This is a genomic window from Paracoccus marcusii (assembly GCF_006151785.1).
Classification (GTDB): Bacteria; Pseudomonadota; Alphaproteobacteria; order Rhodobacterales; family Rhodobacteraceae; genus Paracoccus; species Paracoccus marcusii.
In genome coordinates this window covers 12,759-38,026 of the sequence record NZ_VDDD01000018.1, presented here as the reverse complement: position 1 = coordinate 38,026, position 25,268 = coordinate 12,759, and the positions used below count along the sequence as shown (strand labels likewise).

Sequence of the window (25,268 nt, the reverse complement as noted above, 5' to 3'; positions counted from 1 at the left end):
GAGGGGCCGGTGGCGGTCGCCTCTCCGCCGATGGCCACGCCGTCCACGGCGGTCGCATCGGTCGAGGCGTTGTCGCCGATGGCGACCGACAGCGGGCCCTCGGCGATGGCGGTCGGGCCGCAGGCCAGCGATCCGGCGCCGCCTGCGCCCTGCTGGCACTCCTGTGCGGCTGCCGTGCCGACGGCGCCGGTCATCGCGATGGCGGCAGCACCGCCTAGCAGCATGGCACGGGTACGGGTCAGGTGGGTCATGGGATTCTCCTCATCCGTTGGACAGGGCCTTTTGCGGGCCTCTGACCGGGGGACGCGGGAAACCGCCGACCGGATCCAGGATTTGTCGAATTAATTCCCGGGCGGCCTCAGTCGTCCACGACGTTGAGGATCTTGGGCAGCGCGGGGCAGGGCAGCAGCTGGTTCTTCGCCACGTCGGCCAGCGTGTGATTGTGCAGGAAGACATAGACATGCGCGGACAGGCTTTCCCACAGCCGGTTCGACAGGGTCTGCGCCCGCGACCCGGAAATGCCGCCCGACGCGCCCGCGCCGATATGCATGGCGCTGACGGTCTCGTCCACGGCCTCCAGGATCTCGGCCACGCGGATCGTCTCGGGGGTGCGGGCCAGGCGGTATCCGCCGCCCGGACCGCGCACGGACGCCACCAGCCCCGCCCGGCGCAGGCGCACGAACAGCTGTTCCAGATAGGGCAGCGAGATGTCCTGGCGTTTCGAGATTTCGGCCAGCGAGGTCAGGTCGCCCCCCTTGGCGATGGCCAGGTCGGTCAGCGCGATGATCGCGTAGCGTCCCTTGGTGGACAGTTTCATGGCGCGTCTTCCCCCCGATGGTCCCTGCCGGGCCTGCCTTTGCATTGACGCGCGCCGTCGTCGCGCGCTATGCCCGGCCCAGCATGTTTCTTGCCAAACCTGTGCCGGCTGCCCAGATATCCCGTCTAGAAGCCATGCGCGCACGCGTCAAGAAACCCGACAGGACCTGTGAAGGACAACCATGCCCGAGCTGATTTTTCCCGGCCCCGAAGGCCGTCTCGAAGGCCGTTACCACCCTCAGCCCGGCAAGCCAGACGCCCCCATCGCCATCGTGCTGCATCCGCACCCGCAATATGGCGGGACGATGAACAACCGCGTCGTCTACAACCTGCACTATGCGTTCCACCGCATGGGGTTCACGGTGATGCGGTTCAACTTCCGCGGCGTGGGCCGCAGCCAGGGCGAATTCGACCAGGGCATCGGAGAGCTGTCCGATGCCGCCTCGGCACTGGATTACCTGCAGGCGATGAACCCCAATTCCAAGCATTGCTGGGTCGCGGGATTCAGCTTCGGTGCGTGGATCGGGATGCAGCTGCTGATGCGCCGCCCCGAGATCACCGGCTTCATCAGCGTGGCCCCGCCCGCGAACATGTACGATTTCAGCTTCCTGGCGCCGTGCCCGTCGTCAGGCCTGATCGTGAACGGCACTGCCGACCGCGTTGCTCCGCCCAAGGACACCGCCACCCTGGTGGGCAAGCTGCGCGAGCAGAAGGGCATCACCGTCACCCATGAGGAGATCGAGGGCGCGGACCATTTCTTCCGCGACGACGAGACCCACATGAAGCCGATGATCGACCTGGTGCAGGGTTACGTCAGGAAGCGCCTGACCGAGACGTCGCGCTGAGGGCTGCGGCCATGCTGGACGATGCGTTCGCCTTTCTGTGCGAGGCGGACCGGCTGAAGTCGGTCCACCGCGCCAGCGTCCTGATGGACCTGTCGCGCCCCGAGAACAGTGCAGAACACAGCTGGCACGTCGCCCTGTGGGCAATGGTGATGGGCGCCAGCGACCGCGCCATCGCGATGATCCTGATCCACGACCTGGTCGAGATCGACACCGGCGATCAGCCGATCCACCTGGATCATGACGTGGAAGGCCTAGCCATCGCCGAGGCCGCGGCGGCGGATCGCATCTTTGGCCTGGCGCCGGACGGGGCGCGTCTGGCCGCCCTCTGGCGCGATTTCGAGGGGCGCGCGGACGCTGCCGCGGTGACCGCCAAGCGCATGGATCACGCACAGCCCATCTTTCAGGTACTCCAGGCGCGCGATCCGATCCCCGACCATGTCCGGATCGTGCGCGACAACCTGTCGGCCGGACGCGCGGCGCGGTTCGAACGCGAATGGCCGCAGGGGTGGCAGGCCGCGCAGGCGCTGCTGTCCGGGCAGGAGGTCGCCCAGGGCGATCTGGCCCGCCGCCTGGCCTTTCTGGCCGAGGCCGACGCGCTGAAGGGCGTCCTGCGCGCAAACCGCCTGCTGGACGGATCGCGTCGCGAGAACAGCGCCGAGCACAGCTGGCATCTGGCGCTGTACGCGCTGGTGCTGGGCGGTCTGGCGGGGCCGGGCGTCGATCCGGGCCGCGTCATCCGGATGCTGCTGATCCACGATCTGGTCGAGATCGACGTGGGCGATGTGCCCCTGCATTCCGCCGGCGGGCAGGCGCATGGATCGGCGGCGATCCAGGCCGCCGAGGAGGCCGCCGCGCGGCGCCTGTTCGGCCTGCTGCCCGACCCGCAAGGACAGCAGATGCTGGCCCTGTGGCAGGAGTTCGAGGCGGCGGCCAGCCCCGATGCCGTCTTCGCCAAGGCGCTGGACCGCTGCCAGCCCGCCGTCCAGAACCTGCGGTCGGGCGGCGCGGGCTGGGTCGAATACGACGTGACCCTGGCGCAGGTGGAAAGCCGCGTGGGCCCTTGGGTCGAACGCGGCTGCGCGCCGCTGTGGCAGTGGCTGCACAACGGTCTGCGCGCCCATTTCGCGGGCAGCTAATCACCGGACGGGTGTCTTGCATACCATCGCATACCGTCTTTCAATCGGACGCTTTTGCGGCTAGAAGCGGCGCGACCGTATCCACCGCACAAGGGGCAGTTCATGTCGAAGATCAAGGTTGCCAATCCCGTCGTCGAGCTGGACGGGGACGAGATGACGCGGATCATCTGGGACTTCATCAAGCAAAAGCTGATCCTGCCCTATCTGGACATCGACCTGAAATATTATGACCTGGGCATCGAGGAGCGCGACCGCACCAACGACCAGATCACCATCGACGCGGCCGAGGCGATCAAGCGCCACGGGGTCGGCGTGAAATGCGCGACCATCACCCCCGACGAGGCGCGGGCCGAGGAATTCGGCCTGAAGAAGATGTGGCGCAGCCCCAATGGCACGATCCGCAACATCCTGGGCGGCGTGATCTTCCGCGAACCAATCATCTGCAAGAACGTGCCGCGGCTGGTGCCGGGCTGGACGCAGCCGATCATCGTCGGCCGCCACGCCTTCGGCGACCAGTACAAGGCCACCGATTTCCGTTTTCCGGGCAAGGGCAAGCTGACCATCAAGTTCGTCGGCGAGAACGGCGAGACGATCGAGCACGAGGTCTATGACGCCCCCGCCGCCGGGGTCGCAATGGCCATGTACAATCTGGACGATTCGATCCGCGATTTCGCCCGTGCCTCGCTGAACTATGGCCTGGCGCGCGGCTATCCGGTCTATCTGTCAACCAAGAACACGATCCTCAAGGCCTATGACGGCCGCTTCAAGGACCTGTTCCAGGAGGTCTACGAGGCCGAGTTCCAGGACCGGTTCAAGAAGGCCGGCATCCATTACGAACACCGCCTGATCGACGACATGGTCGCAAGCGCGATGAAATGGTCGGGCGGCTATGTGTGGGCCTGCAAGAACTATGATGGCGACGTGCAGTCGGACACCGTCGCGCAGGGCTTTGGCAGCCTTGGCCTGATGACCTCGGTCCTGATGACCCCGGACGGCAAGATCGTCGAATCCGAGGCCGCCCATGGCACCGTCACCCGCCACTATCGCGAACACCAGAAGGGCAATGCGACCTCGACCAACTCGATCGCGTCGATCTTTGCCTGGACCGGCGGCCTCAAGCACCGCGCCAAGCTGGACGACAACGCCGCCCTGCTGACCTTTGCGCAGACGCTGGAGAAGGTGACCGTCCAGGCGGTCGAGGACGGCCACATGACCAAGGACCTGGCGCTGCTGGTGGGTCCCGACCAGAAATGGCTGACCACGATGGGCTATCTGGAAAAGGTCGACCAGTACCTGAACAAGGCGCTGAACTGATCACGAAGGCCGGGCAATCGCCCGGCCTTCTGCTTTCCGAGGGCGCAGGATGCATTTCTCCGTTGTTCAAATACCCCCGGGGGGATCGCCGCAAGGCGATGGGGGGCTGGCCCCCCTTTCTTTGGAACCCGGCCTGCGCTAAGGGCAGGGCGTCCCAAGCAGGAGTCCCGCGATGAAAGCCGCCGTCGTCACCTTTCCCGGATCGAATTGCGACCGCGACCTTGCCGTCGCGCTGGAACAGGCGGGGGCCGAGGTGGTGCGCGTCTGGCACAAAGACAGCCAGCTGCCCGACGGGATCGACCTGGTCGGCGTGCCGGGCGGGTTCTCCTATGGCGACTATCTGCGCTGCGGGGCGATCGCCGCGCATTCCCCCATCGCCGACGCGCTGCGGGCCCATGCGGCGCGGGGCGGCTATGTGCTGGGGATCTGCAACGGCTTTCAGGTGCTGACAGAACTGGGCCTGCTGCCCGGCGCGCTGATGCGCAACACCGGGCTGACTTTCCTGTGCAAGCCGTCGGTCCTGACCGTGGGCACCGCGGACAGCGCCTTCACCGGCGGTTACGCCAAGGGCCAGCGGATCTGCATTCCGGTGGCCCATCACGACGGCAACTATCAGATCGGCACCGAAGGCTTGGCGCAGCTGCGCGATCAGGACCGCATCGCCTTCACCTATGCCCCGGCGATCAACGGGTCTGTCGGCGACATCGCGGGCGTGCTGTCGGAAAACCGGCGCGTCCTGGGCATGATGCCGCATCCCGAACGCGCCGCCGACCCGGTCACGGGCGGCACCGACGGGGCGGCGCTGTTCACGGGGCTGGCCACGGCGCTGACGCACGCCTGACTTGAGCCGGACCGTTCTTCGCCATAGATTGCGTCAGCCGATCTTGTGGGACGGGTCCGTGCGTGGTCACTGAGGATCATATCGAAGACAGCGCCGAACGCAGGCGCGGCAGGGTCGGCCAGCCGGTCAACCCCTGGTGGCTGCGTGCGACGATCGCACTGATCTGCCTGGCAGCGCTGGGCACGATCTGGGTCACCAACGCATGGCTGACCGACCGCTTCTCCGAGAACACGCGCGTGCGGTCCGAACTGCGTCTGGCGCTGTATTCGGGCAACCTGATGTCGGAACTGCAGCGCAATTCGGTCGTGCCCTTGCTGCTGGCGCGTGACCCGGCGCTGATCGGGGCGCTGAACGGCAACGATTTTTCCACCACCTCGGCGCGGCTGATGACCGCGCAGAAGGAGATCGGCGCGGCCTCGATCCGCCTGTTGGACGCATCGGGGCGGGTCGTGGGGGCCACCGACCGCTATCAGATCGGCACGAACAGCGTCGCGGCCCCGCAATATGTCGAGGCGCTGCGGTCGCGCGACACGGTCTTCACCGTGTCCGAACTGGCATCGGGCGCCCATGAGTTCGCCTATTCCCGCGCCGTGGTGTCCGAGGGGCGGACGCTGGGTGTGATCGTCGTGGGGGCCGACCTGACCCGGCTGGAGCGGTCCTGGGCGGGCATTTCCGATGCCGTGGCCGTCACCGACAGCGAGGGTGTGATCATCCTGTCGACCGAGCCGCGCTGGCGTGGCCTGACCGTCGCCGAGGCGCAGGCGGTGCGCGATGCGCCCTCTGCGATCCGGCGGGCGTTCCAGGTGACGGCGGACTGGACCTCCAGCCCCGCCGACGCCTATGTCCAGGGCCGCGCGGTGATGCAGTCCGAGGCGCGGGTGCCGTTCCGCGGCTGGCGGATGATCAGTTTCACCGCCTATTCGTCCGTGCGCGAGCGCGTCAACGCCATTCTGGCGCTGCAGATCATGGGTTTTGCCATCCTGCTGGCGGGGGCGTTCTGGATGCTGTCGCGGCGCGCGCGCATCCAGAGCCAGGCCTATATGCGCGAATCGGCCGACCTGCGCGCCCTGAACGCCCGCCTGACCCGAGAGATCGCGGAACGCGAGCGCGTGCAGAAGGAGCTGCGCGTGGCCGAGCAGACCATGCAGCAATCCTCCAAGCTGGCCGCCCTGGGAGAGATGTCGGCCGGCGTCAGCCACGAGCTGAACCAGCCCTTGGCCGCGATGAAAACCTATCTGGCGGGGGCGCGGCTGCTGCTGCAGCGCGGCCGCCCCGAGGAGGCGCTGTCCAGTTTCCAGCGCATCGACGACCTGATCGACCGGATGGGCGCGATCACCCGGCAGCTGAAGTCCTATGCCCGCAAGGGCGGCGAGGCGGTCGAGCCGGTCGATCTGCGCGCCGCGGTCAGCAGCGCGCTGACCATGATGGAGCCCCAGCTGCGCACCCGGCCCATCCGCATCATCCGCATCGTGCCGCGCGAACGGGTGATGGTCATGGCCGATCGCATCCGGCTGGAACAGGTGCTGATCAACCTGCTGCGCAACGCGGTCGACGCGGTCAAGGGCCGCCCCGACGCCGCGATCGAGATCACGGTCGAGGCCGCGGCTCACGCCTATGTGTCCGTCCGCGATAACGGGCCGGGTGTCTCGGACCTGGAAAAGCTGTTTGAACCCTTCTGGACCACCAAGAAGCCCGGCGAGGGGACCGGGCTGGGGCTGGCGATCTCGTCCACGATCGTCGCCGATTTCGGGGGTCGCCTGACCGCCCATAACGAAAACACCGGCGGAGCGGTGTTCCGGGTCGAGCTGCCGCTGCACCGCCCCGGACAGCCCCGTCAGGCCCTGGCGGCCGAATGACGCAACACGAGAGGATGACAAGAATGTCCCGCAAGCTGAAGATCGCCATCGTGGATGACGAACCCGACATGCGCGAATCGATCAGCCAGTGGCTGGTCCTGTCGGGCTTCGAGACCGAAACCTTTGCCAGCGCCGAGGACGCGCTGAAGGTCATCGGGTCCGACTGGCCCGGCATCGTCGTCAGCGACATCCGCATGCCCGGCATGGACGGCATGGCCTTTCTGAAACGCCTGATGGGCCTGGATTCGAACCTGCCCGTCATCATGATTACCGGCCATGGCGACGTGCCCATGGCGGTCGAGGCGATGCGCCTTGGCGCGATGGATTTTATGGAGAAGCCCTTCAACCCCGACCGCATGACCCAGCTGGCCAAGAAGGCCACGCAGGCCCGGCGCATGACCCTGGACAACCGCGCCCTGCGCCGCGACCTGTCCGAAGGCCAGCAGGTCATGTCCAAGCTGATCGGCGCCAGCCCGGTGATGGAGCGCCTGCGCGAGGACATCCTGGACCTGGGCCAGGCCGACGGCCACGTGTTGATCGACGGCGAGACCGGCACCGGCAAGACGCTGGTGGCGCATGCCCTGCACGCGGTCGGGCCGCGCGCGTCCAAGAAGTTCGTGCCGGTCAGCTGCGCGGCCTATAACGACGAGGCCCTGGCATCGCGCCTGTTCGGCCCCATCGAGGACGGGCTGCCCGCCGTCGAGGAGGCCCGCGCCGGCACGCTGTGCCTGGAGGATGTCGAGGCCCTGTCCGAGGCAATGCAGGCCCGCCTGCTGGCGTTTATCAGCGAGCAGGGCACACCTGCCGAGACGCGCATCATCGCGATCAGCAACGCCCGTGGCGAGGGCCGAAAGGCCGAGGATTCGCTGCGTCCCGACCTGTTCTATCGCTTGTCGGCGCTGAAGATCACCCTGCCGCCGCTGCGTGCGCGGGGCGAGGACATCCTGGCGCTGTTCACCCGCATGACCGAGCAGTTCAGCGAGGAATACGGCTGCGAGCCGCCCCAGGTCAGCGCGCAGGAGGCCGCCCAGCTGCTGCAGGCGCCCTGGCCGGGCAACATCCGCCAGCTGATCAACGTGGCCGAACGCGCGGTCTTGCAGAACCGCCGCGGATCGGGGTCGATCGCATCGCTGCTGATGGCGGATGGCGAGGACAACCAGCAGGCCACCACCACCGAGGGCAAGCCGCTGAAGGAATATGTCGAGAGCTTCGAGAAGATGCTGATCGACAACACCATGCGCCGCCACAAGGGCAGCATTTCCGGGGTGATGGACGAGCTGTGCCTGCCGCGCCGGACGCTGAACGAAAAGATGGCCAAGTACGGCCTGCAGCGCGGCGACTATCTGTAAGGGACCATTGGGGGCGGCGCGACCTGCCGCCCCCAACTGTCCGGGTCCCGCCGTCCGAATAAACACGCGATGGTCACAGCAACACACTGGACCGCAGGAACCGTCTTCAGAAAACTTGTGACACGACCCCGCACCTGCGGGACACTGGTGAAAGCGGGGCGAAAGCCCCGTACCGGTTTTGGGTGAACATCACCCGACCGTGGTTCAACCATAGCTTGCGACCCGTCGGTTTCCAACTGTCCATTTGGACAGGAAGATCAAGCATCCCCCTGTAAAATAACCGTTTATCTGCATTTCCTGCAATTTGTCGGCTAGGCGACAGTTCGGCGCGCCCGGGGTCGCGGGACTTGCGAAAGATGCCTGTGGGGATTACGCCGCAGGGGACCACGGAAAGGCAGCCCGCATGAGCGTTTCGTCCGACGACAAGTTCACCCCCCGCACCCCCCATCCCCGGACCCAGGCCGTCCATCACGGCACCCGGCGCAGCCAGTATGGCGAGATGGCCGAGGCGATCTTCCTGACCCAGGGCTTCGTCTATCCCGACGCCGCCTCGGCCGAGGCGCGGTTCCAGGGCACCGGCCCGGACGAGTTCATCTATGCCCGTTACGGCAACCCCACCAGCCGCATGTTCGAGGACCGCATCGCCGCGCTGGAGGGGACCGAGGACGCCTTTGCCACCGCCAGCGGCATGGCCGCCGTCAACGGCGCGATGTTCGCGATGTGCAAGCCGGGCGATCACGTCGTCGCGGCGCGGGCGCTGTTCGGGTCCTGCCTGTACGTGCTGGATCTGCTGGTGCGGTTCGGGGTCAAGGTCAGCTATGTCGACGGCACCGATCTGGACCAATGGGCCGAGGCGATCACGCCCGGCACGCGGGCGGTGTTCTTCGAAAGCGTGTCGAACCCCACGCTGGAGGTGATCGACATCCGGGCCGTCGCGGACCTTGCCCATGCGGCGGGCGCGACGGTGGTGGTCGACAACGTGTTCGCGACCCCGGTCTTTTCCCGCGCGGTCGAGCAGGGGGCCGATGTGGTCGTCTATTCCGCGACCAAGCATATCGATGGCGGCGGGCGGGCGCTGGCCGGGGTGATCTGCGGCACGCGTCAGTTCGTGCGCGAGGTGGCCGAGCCCTATCTGAAGCATACCGGCGGCGCGATCAGCCCGTTCCATTCCTGGATCATGCTGAACGGGCTTCAGACCATGGACCTGCGCGTGCGCGCCCAGGCCGAGGCCGCCGCGGGCATCGCCGCCGCGCTGCACGGCCATCCGGCGCTGAGCCGCGTGATCTATCCGGGCCTGGCCGATCATCCGCAGCACGACCTGGCCATGCGGCAGATGGGGTCGGGCGGCACGATGATCGCGATGGAACTGGCGGGCGGCAAGGAGGCGGCATTCGCCGCGCTGGATCGTCTGCGGATCATCGCGATCTCGAACAACCTGGGCGATGCGAAATCCATCGTGACCCATCCGGCCACCACCACCCATTCGCGCCTGACCGACGAGGACAAGGCGCGCCTTGGCATCACGCCGGGCCTGTTGCGCCTGTCGGTGGGGTTGGAGGACGCGCGCGACCTGACCGCCGATCTGATGGACGCGCTGCAGGGCTGAGCCGGGCTGCGTCATCGTGGCGTGGCGCATCTGCGGGGGCGGGCTGACATTTGTTGTGCCGCCCCCTATATCTGTGGCGATCACGCCGGAGGCACCATGACCGAGATCCGCCCCCTGACCCCCGCCTATCCCGCGCTGGCGCGCAGCTATGACGCGGAGTTCCGCGTCGACCCCGCCTACAAGGACAGCCTGCCGGACCTGCAGAACGGGCCTGCCAGCCTGATCGTGGGCGCGCGCACCGCGATCCAGCATGTGGGCATCTCGAACTTTCGGCTGCCGATCCGCTATCTGGTGCGCGACGGCGGAGAGATCACGCTGGAGACCAGCGTGACCGGCACCGTCAGTCTGGAGGCCGACCGCAAGGGCATCAACATGTCGCGGATCATGCGGTCATTCTATGGCCATGCCGATCATGCGTTCAGCCTGTCGGTGCTGGAGGCGGCGCTGGACGACTACAAGACCGACCTGGACGCGCTGGATGCGCGGATTCAGATGCGGTTTTCGTACCCGGTGCGGGTGGACAGCCTGCGGTCGGGCCTCTCGGGCTGGCAATATTACGACATCGCGCTGGAGGTGATCGACGTGGCCGGCGCGCGGTTGCGGGTCATGCATGTCGATTACATCTATTCGTCGACCTGCCCCTGTTCGCTGGAACTGTCCGAGCATGCCCGACAGACGCGCGGGCGGCTGGCCACCCCGCATTCGCAGCGGTCGGTCGCGCGGATATCGCTGGTGATGGACGGCCCCGAGCGGATCTGGTTCGAGGATGTCATCGCGCTGTGCCGCGCCGCGGTGCCGACCGAGACGCAGGTCATGGTCAAGCGCGAGGACGAGCAGGCCTTTGCCGAGCTGAACGCGGCGAACCCGATCTTTGTCGAGGATGCGGTGCGGGCCTTTGCGGGCCAGCTGATCGCCGATCCGCGGGTAGGCGATTTTCGTGTCGTGGCCAGCCACCAGGAATCGCTGCATTCGCATGATGCGGTCAGCCTGCTGACCAGCGGGCCGACCTTTGCCCAAGCATCGCTGGACCCCGCGACTTTTGCAGGGTTGCGCGCCTGATCTGCGTCCCGCGGTGGCCGGGGGAGCTGCGCGCCCCCCGGACCCCCTGCTGATGGGGCGCACCATTTCGGCACGGATGAGAACATAGGGCGAACGTCGGGCTTTCCTTGGCGCGCGGCGATGCCTATGTTGGCGGAATGGAGCATTTCGACGATTCCGATGATCTGGCGGCGGTGCCGCTGTCGCAGCGCGCGATGGCCGCGCGGCCCGCGCCGTATCTTGACGGGCTGAACGCCGCACAGCGCGCCGCTGTCGAAGCGCTGGACGGGCCTGTCCTGATGCTGGCGGGGGCCGGCACGGGCAAGACCCGTGCGCTGACCACGCGAACCGCGCATCTGCTGATGCTGGGCAAGGCGCGGCCCGGGCAGCTGCTGGCCGTGACCTTCACCAACAAGGCCGCGCGCGAGATGAAGGACCGGATCGGCCGCCTGCTGGGCGATGCGGTGGAGGGGATGCCTTGGCTGGGCACCTTCCACAGCATCAGCGTCAAGATCCTGCGCCGCCATGCCGAGCTGATCGGGCACGGCAACCTGCACCTGAAGCCCAGTTTCACTATTCTGGACACGGACGATCAGATCCGCCTGCTGAAGCAGCTGATCGCGGCCGAGAACATCGACGAGAAGCGTTGGCCCGCACGGCAGCTGGCGCATCTGATCGATGGGTGGAAGAACCGCTGCATCACGCCCGGCAACCTGCCCCGGGGCGAGGGTGAGGCGTTTGACGGGCATGGCGGCAAGCTGTACGCGGCCTATCAGGACCGGCTGCTGACGCTGAACGCGGTCGATTTCGGCGACCTGCTGATGCATTGCGTGACGCTGTTCCAGGCGCATCCAGACGTGCTGCGCCAATGGCAGGACCGGTTCCGCTATATCCTGGTGGACGAGTATCAGGACACCAACGTCGCGCAGTACATGTGGCTGCGGCTGTTGGCGCAGGCGCATCGCAACATCTGCTGCGTGGGCGACGACGACCAGTCGATCTATGGCTGGCGCGGGGCCGAGGTTGGCAACATCCTGCGGTTTGAGAAGGACTTTCCGGGCGCCGAGGTGATCCGGCTGGAGCAGAATTACCGGTCCACCCCGCAGATCCTGGCGGCGGCGTCCGGCCTGATCGCGGCGAACCAGGGGCGGTTGGGCAAGACGCTGTGGACGGATGCCGAACCGGGCGAACCGGTGCGCCTGATCGGGCATTGGGACAGCGAGGCCGAGGCCCGCTGGATCGGCGAGGAGATCGAGGCGTTCCAGGGCGGCCATCGACAGGCCCTGGGCCGCGTCAGCCTGAACGACATGGCGATCCTTGTGCGCGCGTCGCACCAGATGCGGGCCTTCGAGGACCGGTTCATGACCATCGGGTTGCCTTACCGCGTGATCGGCGGCCCGCGGTTCTATGAGCGGCAGGAAATCCGCGACGCGATGGCCTATTTCCGGCTGGTCGTCAGCCCGGACGACGATCTGGCCTTCGAGCGGATCGTGAACACGCCCAAGCGGGGCCTTGGCGACAAGGCGCTGCAGACGGTCCAGCATGCGGCGCGCCAGAACGGCGTGAACCTGCTGGAGGGCGCGCGCATCGTGGTCGAGGACAAGCAGCTGGGCGGCAAGGGGCTGGCCAACCTGCGCGATTTCGTAGGCCTGATCGGGCGGTCGCATATGGCGGTGCGCGACGGTGTCGGCCATGTGGAGCTGGCCGAGCGGGTGCTGGACGAATCGGGCTATACCGCGATGTGGCAGAACGACAAGTCGCCCGACGCGCCGGGGCGTCTGGACAACCTCAAGGAACTGGTCAAGGCGCTGGAGGAGTTCGAGAACCTGCAGGGGTTCCTGGAGCACGTGTCGCTGGTCATGGACCGCGACAATGCCGACGACGACGAACAGGTCAGCATCATGACCCTGCACGGCGCCAAGGGGCTGGAGTTTCCGGTCGTCTTTCTGCCCGGATGGGAGGACGGCCTGTTCCCCAACCAGCGCGCCATGGACGAGCAGGGCACCAAGGGCCTGGAGGAGGAGCGGCGGCTGGCATATGTCGGCATCACGCGGGCCGAACGGCTGGCCACGATCACCTTCGCGGGCAACCGGCGCCTGTACGGCCAGTGGCAGAGCGCCCTGCCGTCACGCTTCATCGACGAGCTGCCCGAGGAGCATGTCGAGGTGCTGACCCCGCCGGGCCTGTATGGCGGCGGCTATGGTGCGGCGATGGCGATGGCGGGCGGCACGCGGATGGACGAACGGGTGGCCAAGGCCGATGTCTATGCCTCTCCGGGATGGAAGCGGATGCAGGCGCGGGCCGCCGATCGCGGCCAGCCGGTGCATCGCACCCCCGTCACGATCAACGCGGCGCCCGCGTCGCGATTCAGCGTGGGCGACCGCGTGACCCACGCCAAGTTCGGCGAGGGTCTGGTCATGGGGATCGCCGAGGACACGCTGACCGTTCAGTTCGAGGCCGGGTTCAAAAACATCAAGGCGGCCTATGTTCAACTGGCAAGCGGGGGCGACGACGTCCCCTTCTGACGGCGGGATAGGCGGGGCTGTCCCGCGCGGGTCAGGGCTTGGGCATAGGCCGCGTCGACATCCGTGCCCGGATGGTTTTCTGCCAGGCGCAACAGGCGGAAATGGATGTCTGCGACCCGTTCGTAGTAATCCAGGAAGGCATAGTTGATCGCGGCCCCCGTCGCCGCGCCCAGGACCGGAACGGCCTGCGCGCCCAGCTTGGTCGTCAGGCGGGTCGCGAACTGACCGGCAAAGCGGGTGATAAGCGTCGACACGGTCTGCCCATTGGTCAGCAGGCGGTTCGCCAGGAACGATTGCGCGGCCGCGTCTCCCTCTTGTCCCGGCTCGCCGTACTGGAACACCGCCAGGCATTCCAGCCGCACCCGCGGATCGGTGGTGTCAAAGCCATGCTTGCGCGCGACCTTCTGGATGGAATTGAAGATGACCGTGGTCGAGGCCACCAGGTCCGGCACGATGCCCGCCAGCCCGAACCATCCGCCCGTGGCCCCCGACATCACCGCCGCCGCCCTGTTGGCGACCAGCGGCGCGTCACGCACCACGCTGATCCCGTCACCGCGCGCAGACAGGTCGTACAGTTGGCGGAACGCGCTTTCCATGACCTTTTCCAGCGACAGGGGCGACAGGCCCAAGACCGTGGTGGCCGCGCCTTCGGTCAGCCGGCCCACCGCCTCGACCCCGCGCATCAGCAGGCCGCGACCGGCCAGCTGGCGGGCGGCCAGGCGGTCCAGTTCGGCCTGCAGGTCGGCGGTCGGATCGGTCAGCGCGGTCGAGGTCATGGTGATGCTCCTGGTCAGTCGGCCCATTCGGGGTCGGTGGTAAAAGCGATGGTCAGCCAGCGGTTCGTGATGTCGCCGCCGATGGCGTCGCCGATCTGGTCGCGGATGGCGTCCCATTCCTCCAGCGGGCGGGGGGGCTGGCCCTGGGGGACGATGAAGTACAGCTCTATCTGGCGGCCACGGCCGACGCGGGCGACATAGGCGCGGTGGTCCAGGAATCCGTGCCGGGCCACCACGTCGCGGGCCACGCGGTCGACCTGCGCCATCATGTCCGGCGGCGTGATCAGCAGGATGTCGGCCAGTGCCCTGCGGATGGTCGGCACCGGCAGCGGGATCACGATCACGCAGACCAGCGCCAGCACGGCCGGATCGACATAGGGCGACAGGGGCGCCAGCGCCGTTCCCTGGATCGCCCAGCCAAAGACGAAGGCCGCCAGCAGCGCCCCCGTCAGCGCCGCCGAGATGGTCCAGCCCTGCACGTCCAGCGCCACGAAGTTGGACCGGATCGACAGGTTGGCGTGACGGTTGTGGATCGCCATGCCCACCGCCACGATCACCACGACGACCGCATAGACGATGGCCCGCCCGAAATCGAGTTCGCGCCCCCCGGCCAGCAGGCTGCCCACCGCGGTGACCAGCGCATAGATCGCCGCCCCCGACAGCAGGACGCCGTTCAGGCCCAGGACCATCGGCTCCAGGTGCCAGAACCCCATCGTGAAGCGCTGGACCAGCCGCGCCTGGCGGCGTTCCGACAGGCGTTGCGTGATCAGCGACGACACCAGCAGCGCGACCGACGTCATCACCGCATCCGTCAGCGAATAGATGCCGTCGAAGATGATCGACGCCGACCCCGACGCCACGCCGAAACCGATCCCCACCGCCGCCACGACGAAGGTCATGGCGATCGACAGGCGCAGGACGGCTTGTTCGGACATCGGGCGGGTCATGGGGGTCCTTTCGGCCGCCGAACGCCGCACGCGTTCAAAGGGTTGCACGCTGCGCCGCCGTGACGCGACGCGACATCTGGCCCCTGCCGCGCGGGGCGTGCTAACGTGGTCGCCAATGATGACGGGGGCTTTGCGGTGGCGGTGATCCGGCTGTGGCTGTTCGTGCTGGCGGCGCAGGTGGTGTTCTATGTGCTGCTGCGCATGCATATCCGGTCCGGACAGGTCGAACGCCTTGAGAACCGGTGGGATGCCCGCCATCCCGACCAGGCCGGGAACACCGCCGCACGGCGCGCGTTCATCGCCAAGGCGATGGTCGGGTTCAACCGAACCCTGCGGGCGCGGCTGGCCGGCTTGGTCTTCGTGTTGCCCACGCTGGCCGTTGTGGTCATCGTCATCCTGGTCAACTGGCAATAGGAGCTGCCATGTCTTATGTGCGCGTCGTCGCAGGCGTCCTGTTCGGCATCCTGGTCTTTGGCCTGCTGGATTACACCCTGCCGTCCCAGAACACGCTGCGGATCAGCAACACCTACAACCGCCTGACGGAGATCCCGCCCTCGGCCGCGATCTTCTGGGCATCCGACAGCACCGGCACGGTCGAGAACGCCCAGGGCCAGCGCGACGTGCGCTTCATCGACGCGGTGCGGCCCGGCGGGCGCGTCTTCGTCTATCGCAACGAGGATACGGGCTGGGTCTGGCCGCCCTATTTCAAGTATGACAGCGCGAACCTGCAGGCCGAGGCCACGAACCTGCAGTCCTCGGCGCGTGATCCGATCTGGGTCAGCGTGACCGCCTATGGCTGGCGTCTGCCGTGGATGTCGACCTATCCCAATGCGATTTCCATCAACACCGTGGCGGGCCCCGACGACCGCCCGACCAACTGGGCCGCGCTGATCGTATGTGGCGTGCTGCTGGCCTTGCTGACGCTGGTCTGGCGCATGTGGGCGCAGTTCCGTCAGCGCAGCGCAAGGAGACCGGCATGACCAACCCCGGAACCGACCTCCACCCCGACTGGTTCGAGGGCATCCGCATCAACACCCCGGCGGTCGAACGCCGCGCCGCGACGTTACCCGCGCGCCGCAGCCTGAAGAAGGATCACCAGACCGCGTGGCTTTTGAACGCGGTGCGCTGCATCGACCTGACCACGCTGGCGGGCGATGACACGCCCGACCGGGTCGCCCGTCTGTGCGCCAAGGCGCGCCAGCCGATCGCCGCCGATCTGCTGGAGGCCGTGGGCGTGACCGGGCTGACCACCGGCGCGGTCTGCGTCTATCCGACGATGGTCGCGCCCGCCAAGCGCGCCCTGGGCAACAGCGGCATCCCCGTCGCCAGCGTGGCGACTGGCTTTCCCGCAGGCCTGATGCCCCTGGACCTGCGCCTGGCCGAGATCCGCTATGCCGTGGATCAGGGCGCCGATGAGATCGACATCGTCATTACCCGCGCCCATGTGCTGCAGGGCAACTGGGCGGCGCTGTATGACGAATTGCGCGCCATGCGCGAGGCCTGCGGGGCCGCGCGGATGAAGGCGATCCTGGCCACCGGCGATCTGAAGTCGCTGGAGAATGTCGCCAAGGCCAGCCATGTGGCGATGCACGCCGGGTCGGACTGGATCAAGACCTCGACCGGCAAGGAGGGCGTGAACGCGACCCTGCCGGTCAGCTTGGTCATGGTTCGCACCATCCGCGACTTTCATGCCCGCACCGGCATCAAAGTCGGGTTCAAGCCCGCGGGCGGCCTGCGCACCGCCAAGGACGCGATCAGCTGGCAGGTGCTGATGGCCGAGGAGCTGGGCCGCGACTGGCTGGCCCCGGACCTGTTCCGCATCGGCGCCTCCAGCCTGCTGGGCGATATCGAGCGCCAGATCAGCCACCATGTGACGGGCCGCTACGCCGCCGCCCACCGCCAAGCGATTGCCTGAGGATCCGATGACCAAAGTGAGCGAGATCATGCAGACGATGGAATACGGCCCCTCGACCGAGGACGCGTCCGCGGCCCGCGACTGGCTGGCCCGGCGCGGGACGTTCGGCCATTTCATCAACGGCAGCTTCACCAAGCCGGGCGACACCTTCGAGACCCGCGACCCCGCCACCGGCGAGGTTCTGGCCCGCGTGACGCAGGGAACGGCGGACGACGTCGCGACGGCGGTCAAGGCCGCGCGCCGCGCGCAGAAGGGCTGGGCCGCGCTGACCGGCACCGAACGGGCGCGGCATCTCTATGCGCTGGCCCGCCATGTGCAGAAGCGCGAGCGCTTCCTGTCGGTCCTGGAGACGCTGGACAACGGCAAGCCGATCCGCGAGGCGCGCGACATCGACATCCCGCTGGTCGCGCGGCATCTCTATCACCACGCGGGTTGGGCCGAACTGCGCGACACGCGGTTCCCGGGCCATGCGCCCCTGGGCGTCTGCGGCCAGATCATTCCGTGGAACTTTCCGCTGCTGATGCTGGCTTGGAAGGTGGCGCCCGCGCTGGCCGCGGGCAACACGGTCGTGCTGAAGCCCGCCGAATACACCCCCCTGACCGCCCTGGCCTTTGCCGAGATCTGCCAGGAGGTCGGCCTGCCCGCGGGCGTCGTGAACATCGTGACCGGCGACGGCGCGACGGGCGCGGCCCTGGTCGCGGCGGACGTGGACAAGATCGCCTTCACCGGCTCGACCGAGGTCGGGCGCGGCATCGCCACCGCCCTGGCCGGGACCGGGCGCAAGCTGACGCTGGAACTGGGCGGCAAGTCACCCTTCGTGGTGATGGAGGATGCCGACCTGGACGCCGCCGTGGAGGGCGTGGTGGACAGCATCTGGTTCAACCAGGGCCAGGTCTGCTGCGCGGGCTCGCGCATCTTGGTGGCGGAATCCGTCGCGGAGCGGTTCGAAACGCTGCTGTCGGCCCGCATGGCGCGGCTGCGCGTGGGCGCGCCCTTGGACAAGTCCACCGATATCGGCGCCATCGTCGATCCGGTGCAGAAGGACCGCATCCTGTCGATCTGCCGTGCCGCGACCGATGCCGGGGCGGAACTGGTCGGCGGGCAGGCGCAGGAGGGCTGCTTCATCGCACCCGGATACCTGAAGAACATCGCCCCCGCCAATCCCGGCATGGAGCAGGAGATCTTCGGCCCCATCGCCACGCTGTCGACCTTCCGCACCGCGGATGAGGCGGTCGAGCTGGCCAACAACACCCGCTATGGCCTGGCCGGATCGGTCTGGTCGGAAAGCGCGACGGTCGCCACCGACATCGCCGCGCGGATCAAGGCCGGGGTGATCTGGATCAACGGCGCTAACATGTTCGACGCCGCGGCCCCCTTCGGCGGCTATCGCGAAAGCGGCTATGGCCGCGAGGGCGGGGCCGCGGGGATGCGCGACTATCTGGCCGAACCTGCGGTGAAACCGGCGCGTGAGATTGCGTTGAAACCGGTCGTCGCGGTAACGGACGGGGCCGCGCCGCAGCAGGGCATCGACCGCACGGCCAAGCTCTATTACGGCGGCGTGCAGAAGCGGCCGGATGGCGGCGCGATGTATGCGGTGCCGGGCGGGCTGGCCCCCCTGGGCAGCCGCAAGGATATCCGGAACGCCGTCGAGGCGGCGACCAAGGCCGGCAAATGGGCCGCGGCGGGCGGTCATGCCCGCGCGCAGGTCCTCTATTACATCGCCGAGAACCTGTCGGCGCGGGCCGCGGAATTCGCCGCCCGCACCAGCCGGGCCGAGGTCGATGCCGCCATCGCGCGCGCCTTCCATTATGCGGCCTGGGCCGACAAGTTCGACGGCGCCACCGTGCAGGCCAAGCCCGGCCATCTGGTCAACGTGATCCCCGAACCGATGGGCGTCATCGGCATCGCCTGTCCGAATGCGCAGCCGCTGGCGGGGTTCCTGTCGCTGGTGCTGCCCGCCATCGCCATGGGCAACGCGGTCGTGGCGATCCCCGCGCAGGACGATCCGCTGGCGGTGACGGACCTCTATCAGGTGTTCGACACGTCGGACCTGCCTGCGGGCGTGGTCAATATCGTGACCGGGGTCACCGCCGATCTGGCCGTGCCCTTGGCTGCCCATGAGGAGGTCGCGGGCTTCTGGCACGCGGGACCCGCGGCAGGGCTGGCGGCGGTGGACCGGGCGGCGGCGGGGAACCTGAAGCCGGTCTGGGCCGTGCCCGCCCGCGACTGGACCGGTGGTCACGCGCAGGGCGAGACCTTCCTGCATCACGCGACGCGGTCCAAGACGATCTGGCTGCCCTATGGCGCCCTGCCTGCGGGCAGCGGCAGCGCGGCCTATTGAAACGAAGAAGGGGGGGCCGCTTGGCCCCCCTTTACCGTCAGCGCCCCCGGATGCGGGGGTCCATGGCGTCGCGCAGCCCGTCGCCGATATAGTTCACGCACAGCACCGTCAGCGAGATCAGCAAGCCGGGAAAGATCACCCGCCACGGATACAGCACCATCTGGTCCACGGCGTCGAACAGCAGCCGTCCCCAGGTCGGGAAGTCGGGCGGAAAGCCCAAGCCCAGGAAGGACAGCGCGCTTTCGGTGATGATCGCGGTGGCAATGCCCAGGGTCGCGGCCACCATGATCGGCGACAGCACGTTGGGCAGGATGTGGCGCGTGATCATCCGGTGCGACGGCGTGCCGATGGACCGCGCGGCCAGGATGAACTCGCGTTCCTTCAGGCCCAGCACCTCGCCGCGCACGATGCGGGCGGCCTGCATCCAGCTGGTCGCGCCGATGGCGGTCACGATCAGGAAGAAGATGCCAAGCGCCGGGCCGAAGGTCTGCGACAGCGGCTCGCGGAACAGCGTCACCATCAGCAGCAGCAAAGGCAGCAGCGGCAGCGCCAGGAACAGCTCTGTCAGGCGCATCAGCGGCGCATCCAGCCGGCGGAAGTAGCCCGACATCACGCCGATCAGGCTGCCCAGGAAGATCGCGATGATCATCGCGGTCAGGCCGACGGCGATGGACACCTGGCCGCCCGCCATCAGGCGCGCCAGCAGGTCGCGGCCCAGCTGGTCGGTGCCCAGGGGATGGGCCGCGGAGAAGCCCGAGTTGCGGGCGCGGATGTCCACATAGGTCGGGTCGATCGTCCAGATCAGCGGTCCGACGGACACGAACAGGATGATCGCCACGAACAGCACCAGCGCCACCATCGCGCCGCGGTGGCTGCGGAACTGGCGCCAGACGTCGGACCACTGGCTGCGGGTCTCGACCGCGCCCTGGGGGGGCACGACCGGGGGGCTGGCGGCGGCGGGGACGGCGGCGTTGCCTGCGGCGGCGCGCAGGTCGTCGGGGGATTTGGGGTCAGTCATAGCGGATCCTCGGGTCCAGCACCCCATAGAGGATGTCTGCGATCAGGGTGAAGACGACGATCAGGATGGCAAAGATGAAGGTCAGCGTCAGGACCATCGGGATGTCGTTGCCGTGGATCGAGGTGATCAGCAGCTGTCCCAGCCCGTTCACCTTGAACACCTGTTCGGTGATGATGGCGCCGCCGAACACCGCCGGCAGGCCAAGCGCGATCACGGTCACGACCGGGATCAGGCTGTTGCGCAAGACGTGCTTCAACACGACGACGCGTTCGGACAGGCCCTTGGCTCGGGCGGTGCGGACATAGTCCTGGCCCAGGTTGTCCAGCATGGACGAGCGCATGAAGCGGCTGATCTGCGCCGCGTTGTAAAGCGCCAGCACCGTCACGGGCATCACCATCTGGCGGGCCTGCTGCTTGAAGCTGGCCCAGTCGTCGACCTGCAGCGTGGTGTCATAGACCGACGGGAACCACTGCAGGTTCACCGCGAAGATGATGATCAGCACGACGCCGGTGAAGAAGGTGGGCATCGAGAACCCGATCATCGACACGAAGGTGCCGATCTGGTCGAACCAGCTGTACTGCTTGTAGGCCGAGATGATCCCGATGGGGATCGCGATGAGGATGCCCACCAGATAGGACATTCCGACCACGGTCAGGGTCTGCGGCACGCGCTGGGCGATCACGTCGAAGACGGGGCTGCGCGACTGGAAGCTGATGATGCGCTGGGCGCCGTCGCTGAAGTTCGTGCCGAACCACTGGTCGGTCCAGTACAGCGGCTCGACCCAGAAGAACTGCTTCAGCCACAGCAGGTAGCGGACCGGCCAGGGCTCGCCCAGGCCCAGGGCCGCACGCATGCGTTCGCGGACCTCCGGGGGCACGGTCAGGGGCACGTCGCCCAAGGGGTCGCCGGGCGAGGCTTCCAGCAACAGGAAGATCACCAGCGAGATGAACAGCAATGTCGGAATGGCCAGCAGCAGCCGGCGGATGGTGAAACTCAGCATGGTGCCTCGATCCGGTGGTTTCTGGGCATCTGTGTCCCCCCGTCACGGTCCCGCGCGCCCGCGGGCCCCTGAGAGAGGGGCGCCGCCCCGGCGCAGGGCCAGGGCGGCAGGATGCATTACTGTTCGACGCGGGTCCAGTCCGCGACGTTCCAGATCTCGCTGTCCCAGGCGTTCAGCTGCACGCCGCCAAGCGTGTTCGAATGCGCCGAGGCCGTGCCGCGATAGACCAGCGGGATGATCGCGTTGCTGTCCTTGGTCAGCATGTCGTTCATCGTCCGGCCCATGGCGGCGCGTTCGTCGGCGTCGACGATGCCTTCGATCTCGTCGACCATGCGGTCGTATTCCGGGTCGCAGAAGCGGCTGATGTTCTCGCCCTGCCACTGGTTGGCGGGCGAGGGCGCCTTGTCGCAGGTCCACTTGGACAGGTAGGGCGCCGGGTTGTTGCCGTCGAAGTTGTCGGCATACATCTCGACGTCGGCATAGAACTTCTGCAGCGTGTCGGGCGAGCCCGCATCCGAGCCGAAGAACACCGACGCGTCGACCGTCTTCAGTTCGGTCTGGACGCCGATTTCCGACCACCACTGCTTGATCAGCGCCTGGAAGTCCTGGCGGACCGCATTGACCGAGGTCTGGAAGACCATGTTCAGCTGCACGCCGTCCTTCTCACGCACGCCGTTGCCGCCCATCGTCCAGCCTGCCTCGTCCAGCAGGGCGTTCGCACCGGCGATGTCCTGGGTCAGGCATTCGGTGTTGTCGGACGCCCAGGCCTCGGGGGCGGGGACATAGTTGCAGGTCGGCTGGCCCGACGTGCCATAGCCGATCTCGACCAGCAGGGCGCGGTCGATGGCCATGGACAGCGCCTTGCGCACCGCCGGGTCCGACAGGAACGGATGCGGATGCGCGGCGGTCGAACGCTCGCCCTCGGGCAGCGACGATGACGGGTCGGTCAGGTTGACGTGGATGCGTTCCACCAGCGTGCCGAAGGCGGCCGAGACCTTGCCGCGGCCCGCGGCCTCCATGCCGGCGATGACGTCGGGGGCCAGCTGGGTGTTCCAGGCATAGTCGAACTCGCCGGTCTCCATGACCGACCGCGCGGCGCCGGCCGCGTCGCCGCCACCCTTGACCAGCACGGTCGCGAAGGCGGGCTTGGCCGCGTCGCGGTATTCCGGGTTCGCTTCCAGGCTGATCGTGTCGTTGGTCAGGAACTGGGTGACGCGGAACGGGCCGGTGCCGATCGGGCCAAAATTCTGGTCGGTGCAGGTCGGCGCGTTCACGCCCTTGCAGGCCTCGAACTGGGCCTTCTGCAGGATCGGCGACTGCGATCCGACAAAGGCCGAGAACGGGTCGGCGCGCGGTGAATCGAAGGTGACCTTGACGGTCTGCGGATCGACCGCCTCGACCGCGGTGATGCCCTCGAACTTGGCCAGCTGCGCGCAGCCACCCTCGGGGTCCATGCAGTATTCGGCGGTGAAGACGACGTCATCGGCGGTCAGCGGCGTGCCGTCCGACCATTTCACGTCGTCGCGCAACGTCCAGGTGACCGAGGTCAGGTCCTCGGCGATGCCGCCGTTCTCCAGCGACGGGATTTCCGTCACCAGGCGGGGATAGATCTGACCTTCGGTGTCATAGCCCGCCAGCGGTTCCAGGACCAGGCTGCCGGCGATGACCTCTTTGGTGCCGCCCGACAGATAGGGGTGCATCAGGGTCGGGGCCTGCCACATGATGATGTTCAGCTGGCCGTCGCTGCCGCGTTCCGCGAAAGCGGCAGGGGCCATCGCCAGCGTGGCGGCGGCGCCCATCAGACCGGTTCTCAGTTTCATTACACTCTCCTGTTGGGTGTTGCGGCCCGCGGGGGGTTCCACGCCACCTTCAGCCATTCGGGGGCTGATCGTCTTGTCGCGTCCCCGATTGTCCGGGTGGTTGTTCGTGTTGTCATCGTCCCTGCGGAATGCGCGCATCATCAAACGAAGCCTCTGCGAAAGGCAAGACCCATCGCACATGCGTTTGGGCTTTGACTTTCCCCGGGCAATGGCTAGCCTGCTGGCTTGATCTTTCCCGGGGGCCCCAGATGCTTGACGACAAACCTCTTGTTTCCATTGAGAAACTGCGGGTCGAATTCGAAACCAACGATGGGGTCGTGGTCGGCGTCAAGGATGTCAGCTTCAACATCAAGCCGGGCGAATGCGTCTGCGTGGTGGGCGAATCCGGGTCGGGAAAATCGGTCAGCTCGTTGTCGCTGATGCGGCTGGTGGAATTCGGCGGGGGCACCATCGCGGGCGGCCAGCTGATGTTCGAACAGGATGACGGCAAGGTCGTCGACCTGGCCCGCCAGAACAGCGCCGCGATGCGCGACATCCGCGGCAACCAGATCGGCATGATCTTCCAGGAGCCGATGACCGCGCTGAACCCGGTCTTCACCGTCGGCGACCAGCTGGTCGAGGGGTTGATCACCCATCGCGGCCTGAAGAAGGCCGAGGCCCGCGCCCGCGCGCTGGAGATCCTGCGCCAGGTCCGCATTCCCGAACCCGAACGCCGGCTGGACCAGTATCCGCACGAACTGTCGGGCGGCATGCGCCAGCGCGTCGTGATCGCCATCGCCATGGCCTGCGAGCCGCGCCTGCTGATCTGCGACGAACCCACGACCGCGCTGGACGTGACGATCCAGGCGGAGATCCTGGCGCTGATCGACCGGCTGAAGCGGGAAAAGCAGATTGCCGTCCTTTTCATCACCCATGATATGGCCGTGGTCGCCCAGATGGCCGACCGCGTGGTGGTCATGTATCGCGGCGAGAAGGTCGAGGAAGGCCCGGTCGAGCAGATCTTCGAGAATCCTCAGCGGGATTACACCAAGATGCTGCTGGCCGCCGTCCCGCGCCTAGGCGAGATGACCGGCAAGGCCGCCCCCGAACGCCTGCGCCTGATGAGCGACGGATCGACCGGCGCCCCCGAACCCATCGTCGTCGCCAACCCCACGCCGCTGCTGACGGTCAAGAACCTGACCACGCGGTTCAAGGTCAAGGGCGGCCTGCTGCGCCGCACCGTCGCGCGGGTGCACGCGGTCGAGGATGTCAGCTTTACCATCAACGCCGGCGAGACGCTGTCGCTGGTGGGGGAATCCGGCTGCGGCAAGTCCACCTGCGGGCGGTCGATCCTGCGCCTGGTCGAGCCCGAATCGGGCACGGTCGACCTGGGTGGCACCGACATCATCGGCCTGTCGGCGAACGCGCTGCGCAAGTCGCGCCGCGACATGCAGATGATCTTTCAGGACCCGTTCGCCAGCTTGGACCCGCACATGAAGCTCTACGACCAGGTCGCAGAGCCGATGGAGAACTATGGCATCGGCAGCAAGTCCGAACGCCAGGACCGCATCGCGGCCCTGTTCGACCGGGTGGAACTGCCGCGCAGCTTCATGCGCCGCTATCCGCACGAGATGTCGGGCGGCCAGCGCCAGCGCATCGCCATTGCCCGCGCCCTGGCGCTGAACCCCAAGCTGATCATCGCGGACGAGGCCGTGTCGGCGCTGGACGTGTCGGTCCAGGCGCAGGTGCTGAACCTGCTGATGGAGCTGCAGCAGGACCTGGGCATATCGATGCTGTTCATCAGCCATGACATGGCCGTCGTCGAACGCGTCAGCCACCATGTGGGCGTGATGTATCTGGGCCGCATCGTCGAGATGGGCACCCGCGCGCAGGTCTTCGAGAACCCCCAGCACAGCTATACCCGCCAGCTGATGTCGGCAGTGCCCGTGGCCGACCCGCGCCAGAAGAAGATTACCGAGGATCTGAGCTTCAAGCCCATCCCGTCGCCCATGCACCCGGTCGATTATGTGGCCAAGCCGTCCGTCTACCGAGAGGTCGCGCCGGGGCACCGCGTGCTGGTCGATCCGGTCACCCACGGCTGATCGTTTTTCGGGCAGGGCGTGGCGGGGTGCCCCTGGCCCCTCTT

General features: G+C 67.4%; 21 protein-coding genes. 14 read left to right on the top strand and 7 right to left on the bottom strand.

What is annotated here, in order from left to right; genetic code table 11:
* A partial coding sequence (locus tag FHD68_RS04840; RefSeq protein ID WP_208863739.1) for a hypothetical protein occupies positions 1-251 on the bottom strand: 251 nt, incomplete at its 3' end.
* Positions 252-358: 107 nt separating this feature from the next.
* On the bottom strand, positions 359-817 hold the full coding sequence (iscR, locus tag FHD68_RS04835) for a Fe-S cluster assembly transcriptional regulator IscR (RefSeq protein WP_045981432.1): 459 nt from the start codon (positions 815-817) through the stop codon (positions 359-361).
* Positions 818-998: 181 nt separating this feature from the next.
* Between iscR and FHD68_RS04830 the strand changes: the two genes are divergently transcribed.
* From FHD68_RS04830 to FHD68_RS04790, 9 genes are all read left to right on the top strand, one after another.
* Positions 999-1,661 carry an alpha/beta hydrolase gene (locus FHD68_RS04830; RefSeq protein WP_045981433.1) on the top strand — a complete coding sequence of 221 codons (663 nt, stop codon included), beginning with the start codon at positions 999-1,001 and terminating at the stop codon, positions 1,659-1,661.
* Positions 1,662-1,672: 11 nt separating this feature from the next.
* Complete coding sequence (locus FHD68_RS04825; protein ID WP_127899124.1) at positions 1,673-2,797, top strand: HD domain-containing protein; 1,125 nt, start codon at positions 1,673-1,675, stop codon at positions 2,795-2,797.
* 102 nt (positions 2,798-2,899) lie between these two features.
* Complete coding sequence (locus FHD68_RS04820; protein ID WP_127899123.1) at positions 2,900-4,111, top strand: NADP-dependent isocitrate dehydrogenase; 1,212 nt, start codon at positions 2,900-2,902, stop codon at positions 4,109-4,111.
* A 172-nt stretch (positions 4,112-4,283) separates the two neighbouring features.
* A complete protein-coding gene (gene purQ, locus FHD68_RS04815) occupies positions 4,284-4,952 on the top strand; it encodes a phosphoribosylformylglycinamidine synthase subunit PurQ (protein ID WP_045981436.1) in 669 nt (222 codons plus the stop codon).
* A gap of 140 nt (positions 4,953-5,092) precedes the next feature.
* A complete protein-coding gene (locus FHD68_RS04810) occupies positions 5,093-6,808 on the top strand; it encodes a sensor histidine kinase (protein ID WP_127899423.1) in 1,716 nt (571 codons plus the stop codon).
* Between the two features lie 23 nt (positions 6,809-6,831).
* Positions 6,832-8,157, top strand: a complete 1,326-nt coding sequence (locus FHD68_RS04805) for a sigma-54-dependent transcriptional regulator (protein ID WP_127899121.1) — start codon at positions 6,832-6,834, stop codon at positions 8,155-8,157.
* A gap of 403 nt (positions 8,158-8,560) precedes the next feature.
* Complete coding sequence (gene metZ / locus FHD68_RS04800; RefSeq protein WP_127899120.1) at positions 8,561-9,763, top strand: O-succinylhomoserine sulfhydrylase; 1,203 nt, start codon at positions 8,561-8,563, stop codon at positions 9,761-9,763.
* 96 nt (positions 9,764-9,859) lie between these two features.
* Positions 9,860-10,822 carry a GTP cyclohydrolase FolE2 gene (gene folE2, locus FHD68_RS04795; protein ID WP_045981439.1) on the top strand — a complete coding sequence of 321 codons (963 nt, stop codon included), beginning with the start codon at positions 9,860-9,862 and terminating at the stop codon, positions 10,820-10,822.
* A gap of 137 nt (positions 10,823-10,959) precedes the next feature.
* Positions 10,960-13,326, top strand: a complete 2,367-nt coding sequence (locus FHD68_RS04790; RefSeq protein WP_127899119.1) for an ATP-dependent helicase — start codon at positions 10,960-10,962, stop codon at positions 13,324-13,326.
* On the opposite strand, the gene FHD68_RS04785 is transcribed toward FHD68_RS04790, so the two are convergent.
* Together FHD68_RS04785 and FHD68_RS04780 are read right to left on the bottom strand one after the other, a co-directional pair.
* Entirely contained in the window at positions 13,290-14,129 is an 840-nt protein-coding gene (locus FHD68_RS04785; protein WP_167550365.1) for an EcsC family protein, read from the bottom strand. The two genes, FHD68_RS04790 and FHD68_RS04785, sit on opposite strands and share 37 nt — an antisense overlap.
* Positions 14,117-15,049 (bottom strand): cation diffusion facilitator family transporter, encoded by a 933-nt coding sequence (locus tag FHD68_RS04780; RefSeq protein ID WP_205963157.1) that lies wholly within the window; start codon positions 15,047-15,049, stop codon positions 14,117-14,119. Before FHD68_RS04780 ends, FHD68_RS04785 begins: the two co-directional genes overlap by 13 nt.
* Before the next feature lie 105 nt (positions 15,050-15,154).
* On the opposite strand from FHD68_RS04780, the gene FHD68_RS04775 reads away from it, so the two are divergent.
* From FHD68_RS04775 to FHD68_RS04760, 4 genes are read left to right on the top strand one after another with little or no spacing between them, the layout of a single operon-like run.
* Positions 15,155-15,463 (top strand): hypothetical protein, encoded by a 309-nt coding sequence (locus FHD68_RS04775; protein ID WP_052714614.1) that lies wholly within the window; start codon positions 15,155-15,157, stop codon positions 15,461-15,463.
* A gap of 8 nt (positions 15,464-15,471) precedes the next feature.
* Entirely contained in the window at positions 15,472-16,029 is a 558-nt protein-coding gene (locus tag FHD68_RS04770) for a DUF1523 family protein (protein WP_127899117.1), read from the top strand.
* Complete coding sequence (gene deoC / locus FHD68_RS04765) at positions 16,026-16,964, top strand: deoxyribose-phosphate aldolase (protein ID WP_127899116.1); 939 nt, start codon at positions 16,026-16,028, stop codon at positions 16,962-16,964. The genes FHD68_RS04770 and deoC overlap by 4 nt, the downstream gene beginning before the upstream one ends.
* 7 nt (positions 16,965-16,971) lie before the next feature.
* Complete coding sequence (locus FHD68_RS04760; protein WP_139085323.1) at positions 16,972-19,305, top strand: aldehyde dehydrogenase family protein; 2,334 nt, start codon at positions 16,972-16,974, stop codon at positions 19,303-19,305.
* Positions 19,306-19,342: 37 nt separating this feature from the next.
* On the opposite strand, the gene FHD68_RS04755 is transcribed toward FHD68_RS04760, so the two are convergent.
* The 3 genes from FHD68_RS04755 to FHD68_RS04745 form a co-directional block, all read right to left on the bottom strand.
* Positions 19,343-20,323: an ABC transporter permease gene (locus FHD68_RS04755; RefSeq protein ID WP_045981443.1), complete on the bottom strand. Its 981-nt coding sequence runs from the start codon at positions 20,321-20,323 to the stop codon at positions 19,343-19,345.
* Positions 20,316-21,323 carry an ABC transporter permease gene (locus FHD68_RS04750; protein ID WP_045981444.1) on the bottom strand — a complete coding sequence of 336 codons (1,008 nt, stop codon included), beginning with the start codon at positions 21,321-21,323 and terminating at the stop codon, positions 20,316-20,318. Before FHD68_RS04750 ends, FHD68_RS04755 begins: the two co-directional genes overlap by 8 nt.
* 116 nt (positions 21,324-21,439) lie before the next feature.
* Positions 21,440-23,143 carry a peptide ABC transporter substrate-binding protein gene (locus tag FHD68_RS04745; RefSeq protein WP_127899114.1) on the bottom strand — a complete coding sequence of 568 codons (1,704 nt, stop codon included), beginning with the start codon at positions 23,141-23,143 and terminating at the stop codon, positions 21,440-21,442.
* A 248-nt stretch (positions 23,144-23,391) separates the two neighbouring features.
* On the opposite strand from FHD68_RS04745, the gene FHD68_RS04740 reads away from it, so the two are divergent.
* Positions 23,392-25,224: an ABC transporter ATP-binding protein gene (locus tag FHD68_RS04740; RefSeq protein ID WP_127899113.1), complete on the top strand. Its 1,833-nt coding sequence runs from the start codon at positions 23,392-23,394 to the stop codon at positions 25,222-25,224.
* Positions 25,225-25,268: the final 44 nt, after the last annotated feature.

Bases quoted from the DNA above. Each gene is read 5' to 3' on its own strand.
- metZ (WP_127899120.1), top strand. From the start codon at position 8,561: ATGAGCGTTTCGTCCGACGACAAGTTCACCCCCCGCACCCCCCATCCC.
- FHD68_RS04780 (WP_205963157.1), bottom strand. From the start codon at position 15,049: ATGACCCGCCCGATGTCCGAACAAGCCGTCCTGCGCCTGTCGATCGCC.
- FHD68_RS04820 (WP_127899123.1), top strand. From the start codon at position 2,900: ATGTCGAAGATCAAGGTTGCCAATCCCGTCGTCGAGCTGGACGGGGAC.
- FHD68_RS04770 (WP_127899117.1), top strand. From the start codon at position 15,472: ATGTCTTATGTGCGCGTCGTCGCAGGCGTCCTGTTCGGCATCCTGGTC.
- FHD68_RS04825 (WP_127899124.1), top strand. From the start codon at position 1,673: ATGCTGGACGATGCGTTCGCCTTTCTGTGCGAGGCGGACCGGCTGAAG.
- FHD68_RS04755 (WP_045981443.1), bottom strand. From the start codon at position 20,323: ATGACTGACCCCAAATCCCCCGACGACCTGCGCGCCGCCGCAGGCAAC.
- FHD68_RS04805 (WP_127899121.1), top strand. From the start codon at position 6,832: ATGTCCCGCAAGCTGAAGATCGCCATCGTGGATGACGAACCCGACATG.
- FHD68_RS04740 (WP_127899113.1), top strand. From the start codon at position 23,392: ATGCTTGACGACAAACCTCTTGTTTCCATTGAGAAACTGCGGGTCGAA.
- iscR (WP_045981432.1), bottom strand. From the start codon at position 817: ATGAAACTGTCCACCAAGGGACGCTACGCGATCATCGCGCTGACCGAC.
- FHD68_RS04760 (WP_139085323.1), top strand. From the start codon at position 16,972: ATGACCAAAGTGAGCGAGATCATGCAGACGATGGAATACGGCCCCTCG.
- deoC (WP_127899116.1), top strand. From the start codon at position 16,026: ATGACCAACCCCGGAACCGACCTCCACCCCGACTGGTTCGAGGGCATC.
- purQ (WP_045981436.1), top strand. From the start codon at position 4,284: ATGAAAGCCGCCGTCGTCACCTTTCCCGGATCGAATTGCGACCGCGAC.
- folE2 (WP_045981439.1), top strand. From the start codon at position 9,860: ATGACCGAGATCCGCCCCCTGACCCCCGCCTATCCCGCGCTGGCGCGC.
- FHD68_RS04790 (WP_127899119.1), top strand. From the start codon at position 10,960: ATGGAGCATTTCGACGATTCCGATGATCTGGCGGCGGTGCCGCTGTCG.
- FHD68_RS04745 (WP_127899114.1), bottom strand. From the start codon at position 23,143: ATGAAACTGAGAACCGGTCTGATGGGCGCCGCCGCCACGCTGGCGATG.
- FHD68_RS04830 (WP_045981433.1), top strand. From the start codon at position 999: ATGCCCGAGCTGATTTTTCCCGGCCCCGAAGGCCGTCTCGAAGGCCGT.
- FHD68_RS04785 (WP_167550365.1), bottom strand. From the start codon at position 14,129: ATGGGCCGACTGACCAGGAGCATCACCATGACCTCGACCGCGCTGACC.
- FHD68_RS04750 (WP_045981444.1), bottom strand. From the start codon at position 21,323: ATGCTGAGTTTCACCATCCGCCGGCTGCTGCTGGCCATTCCGACATTG.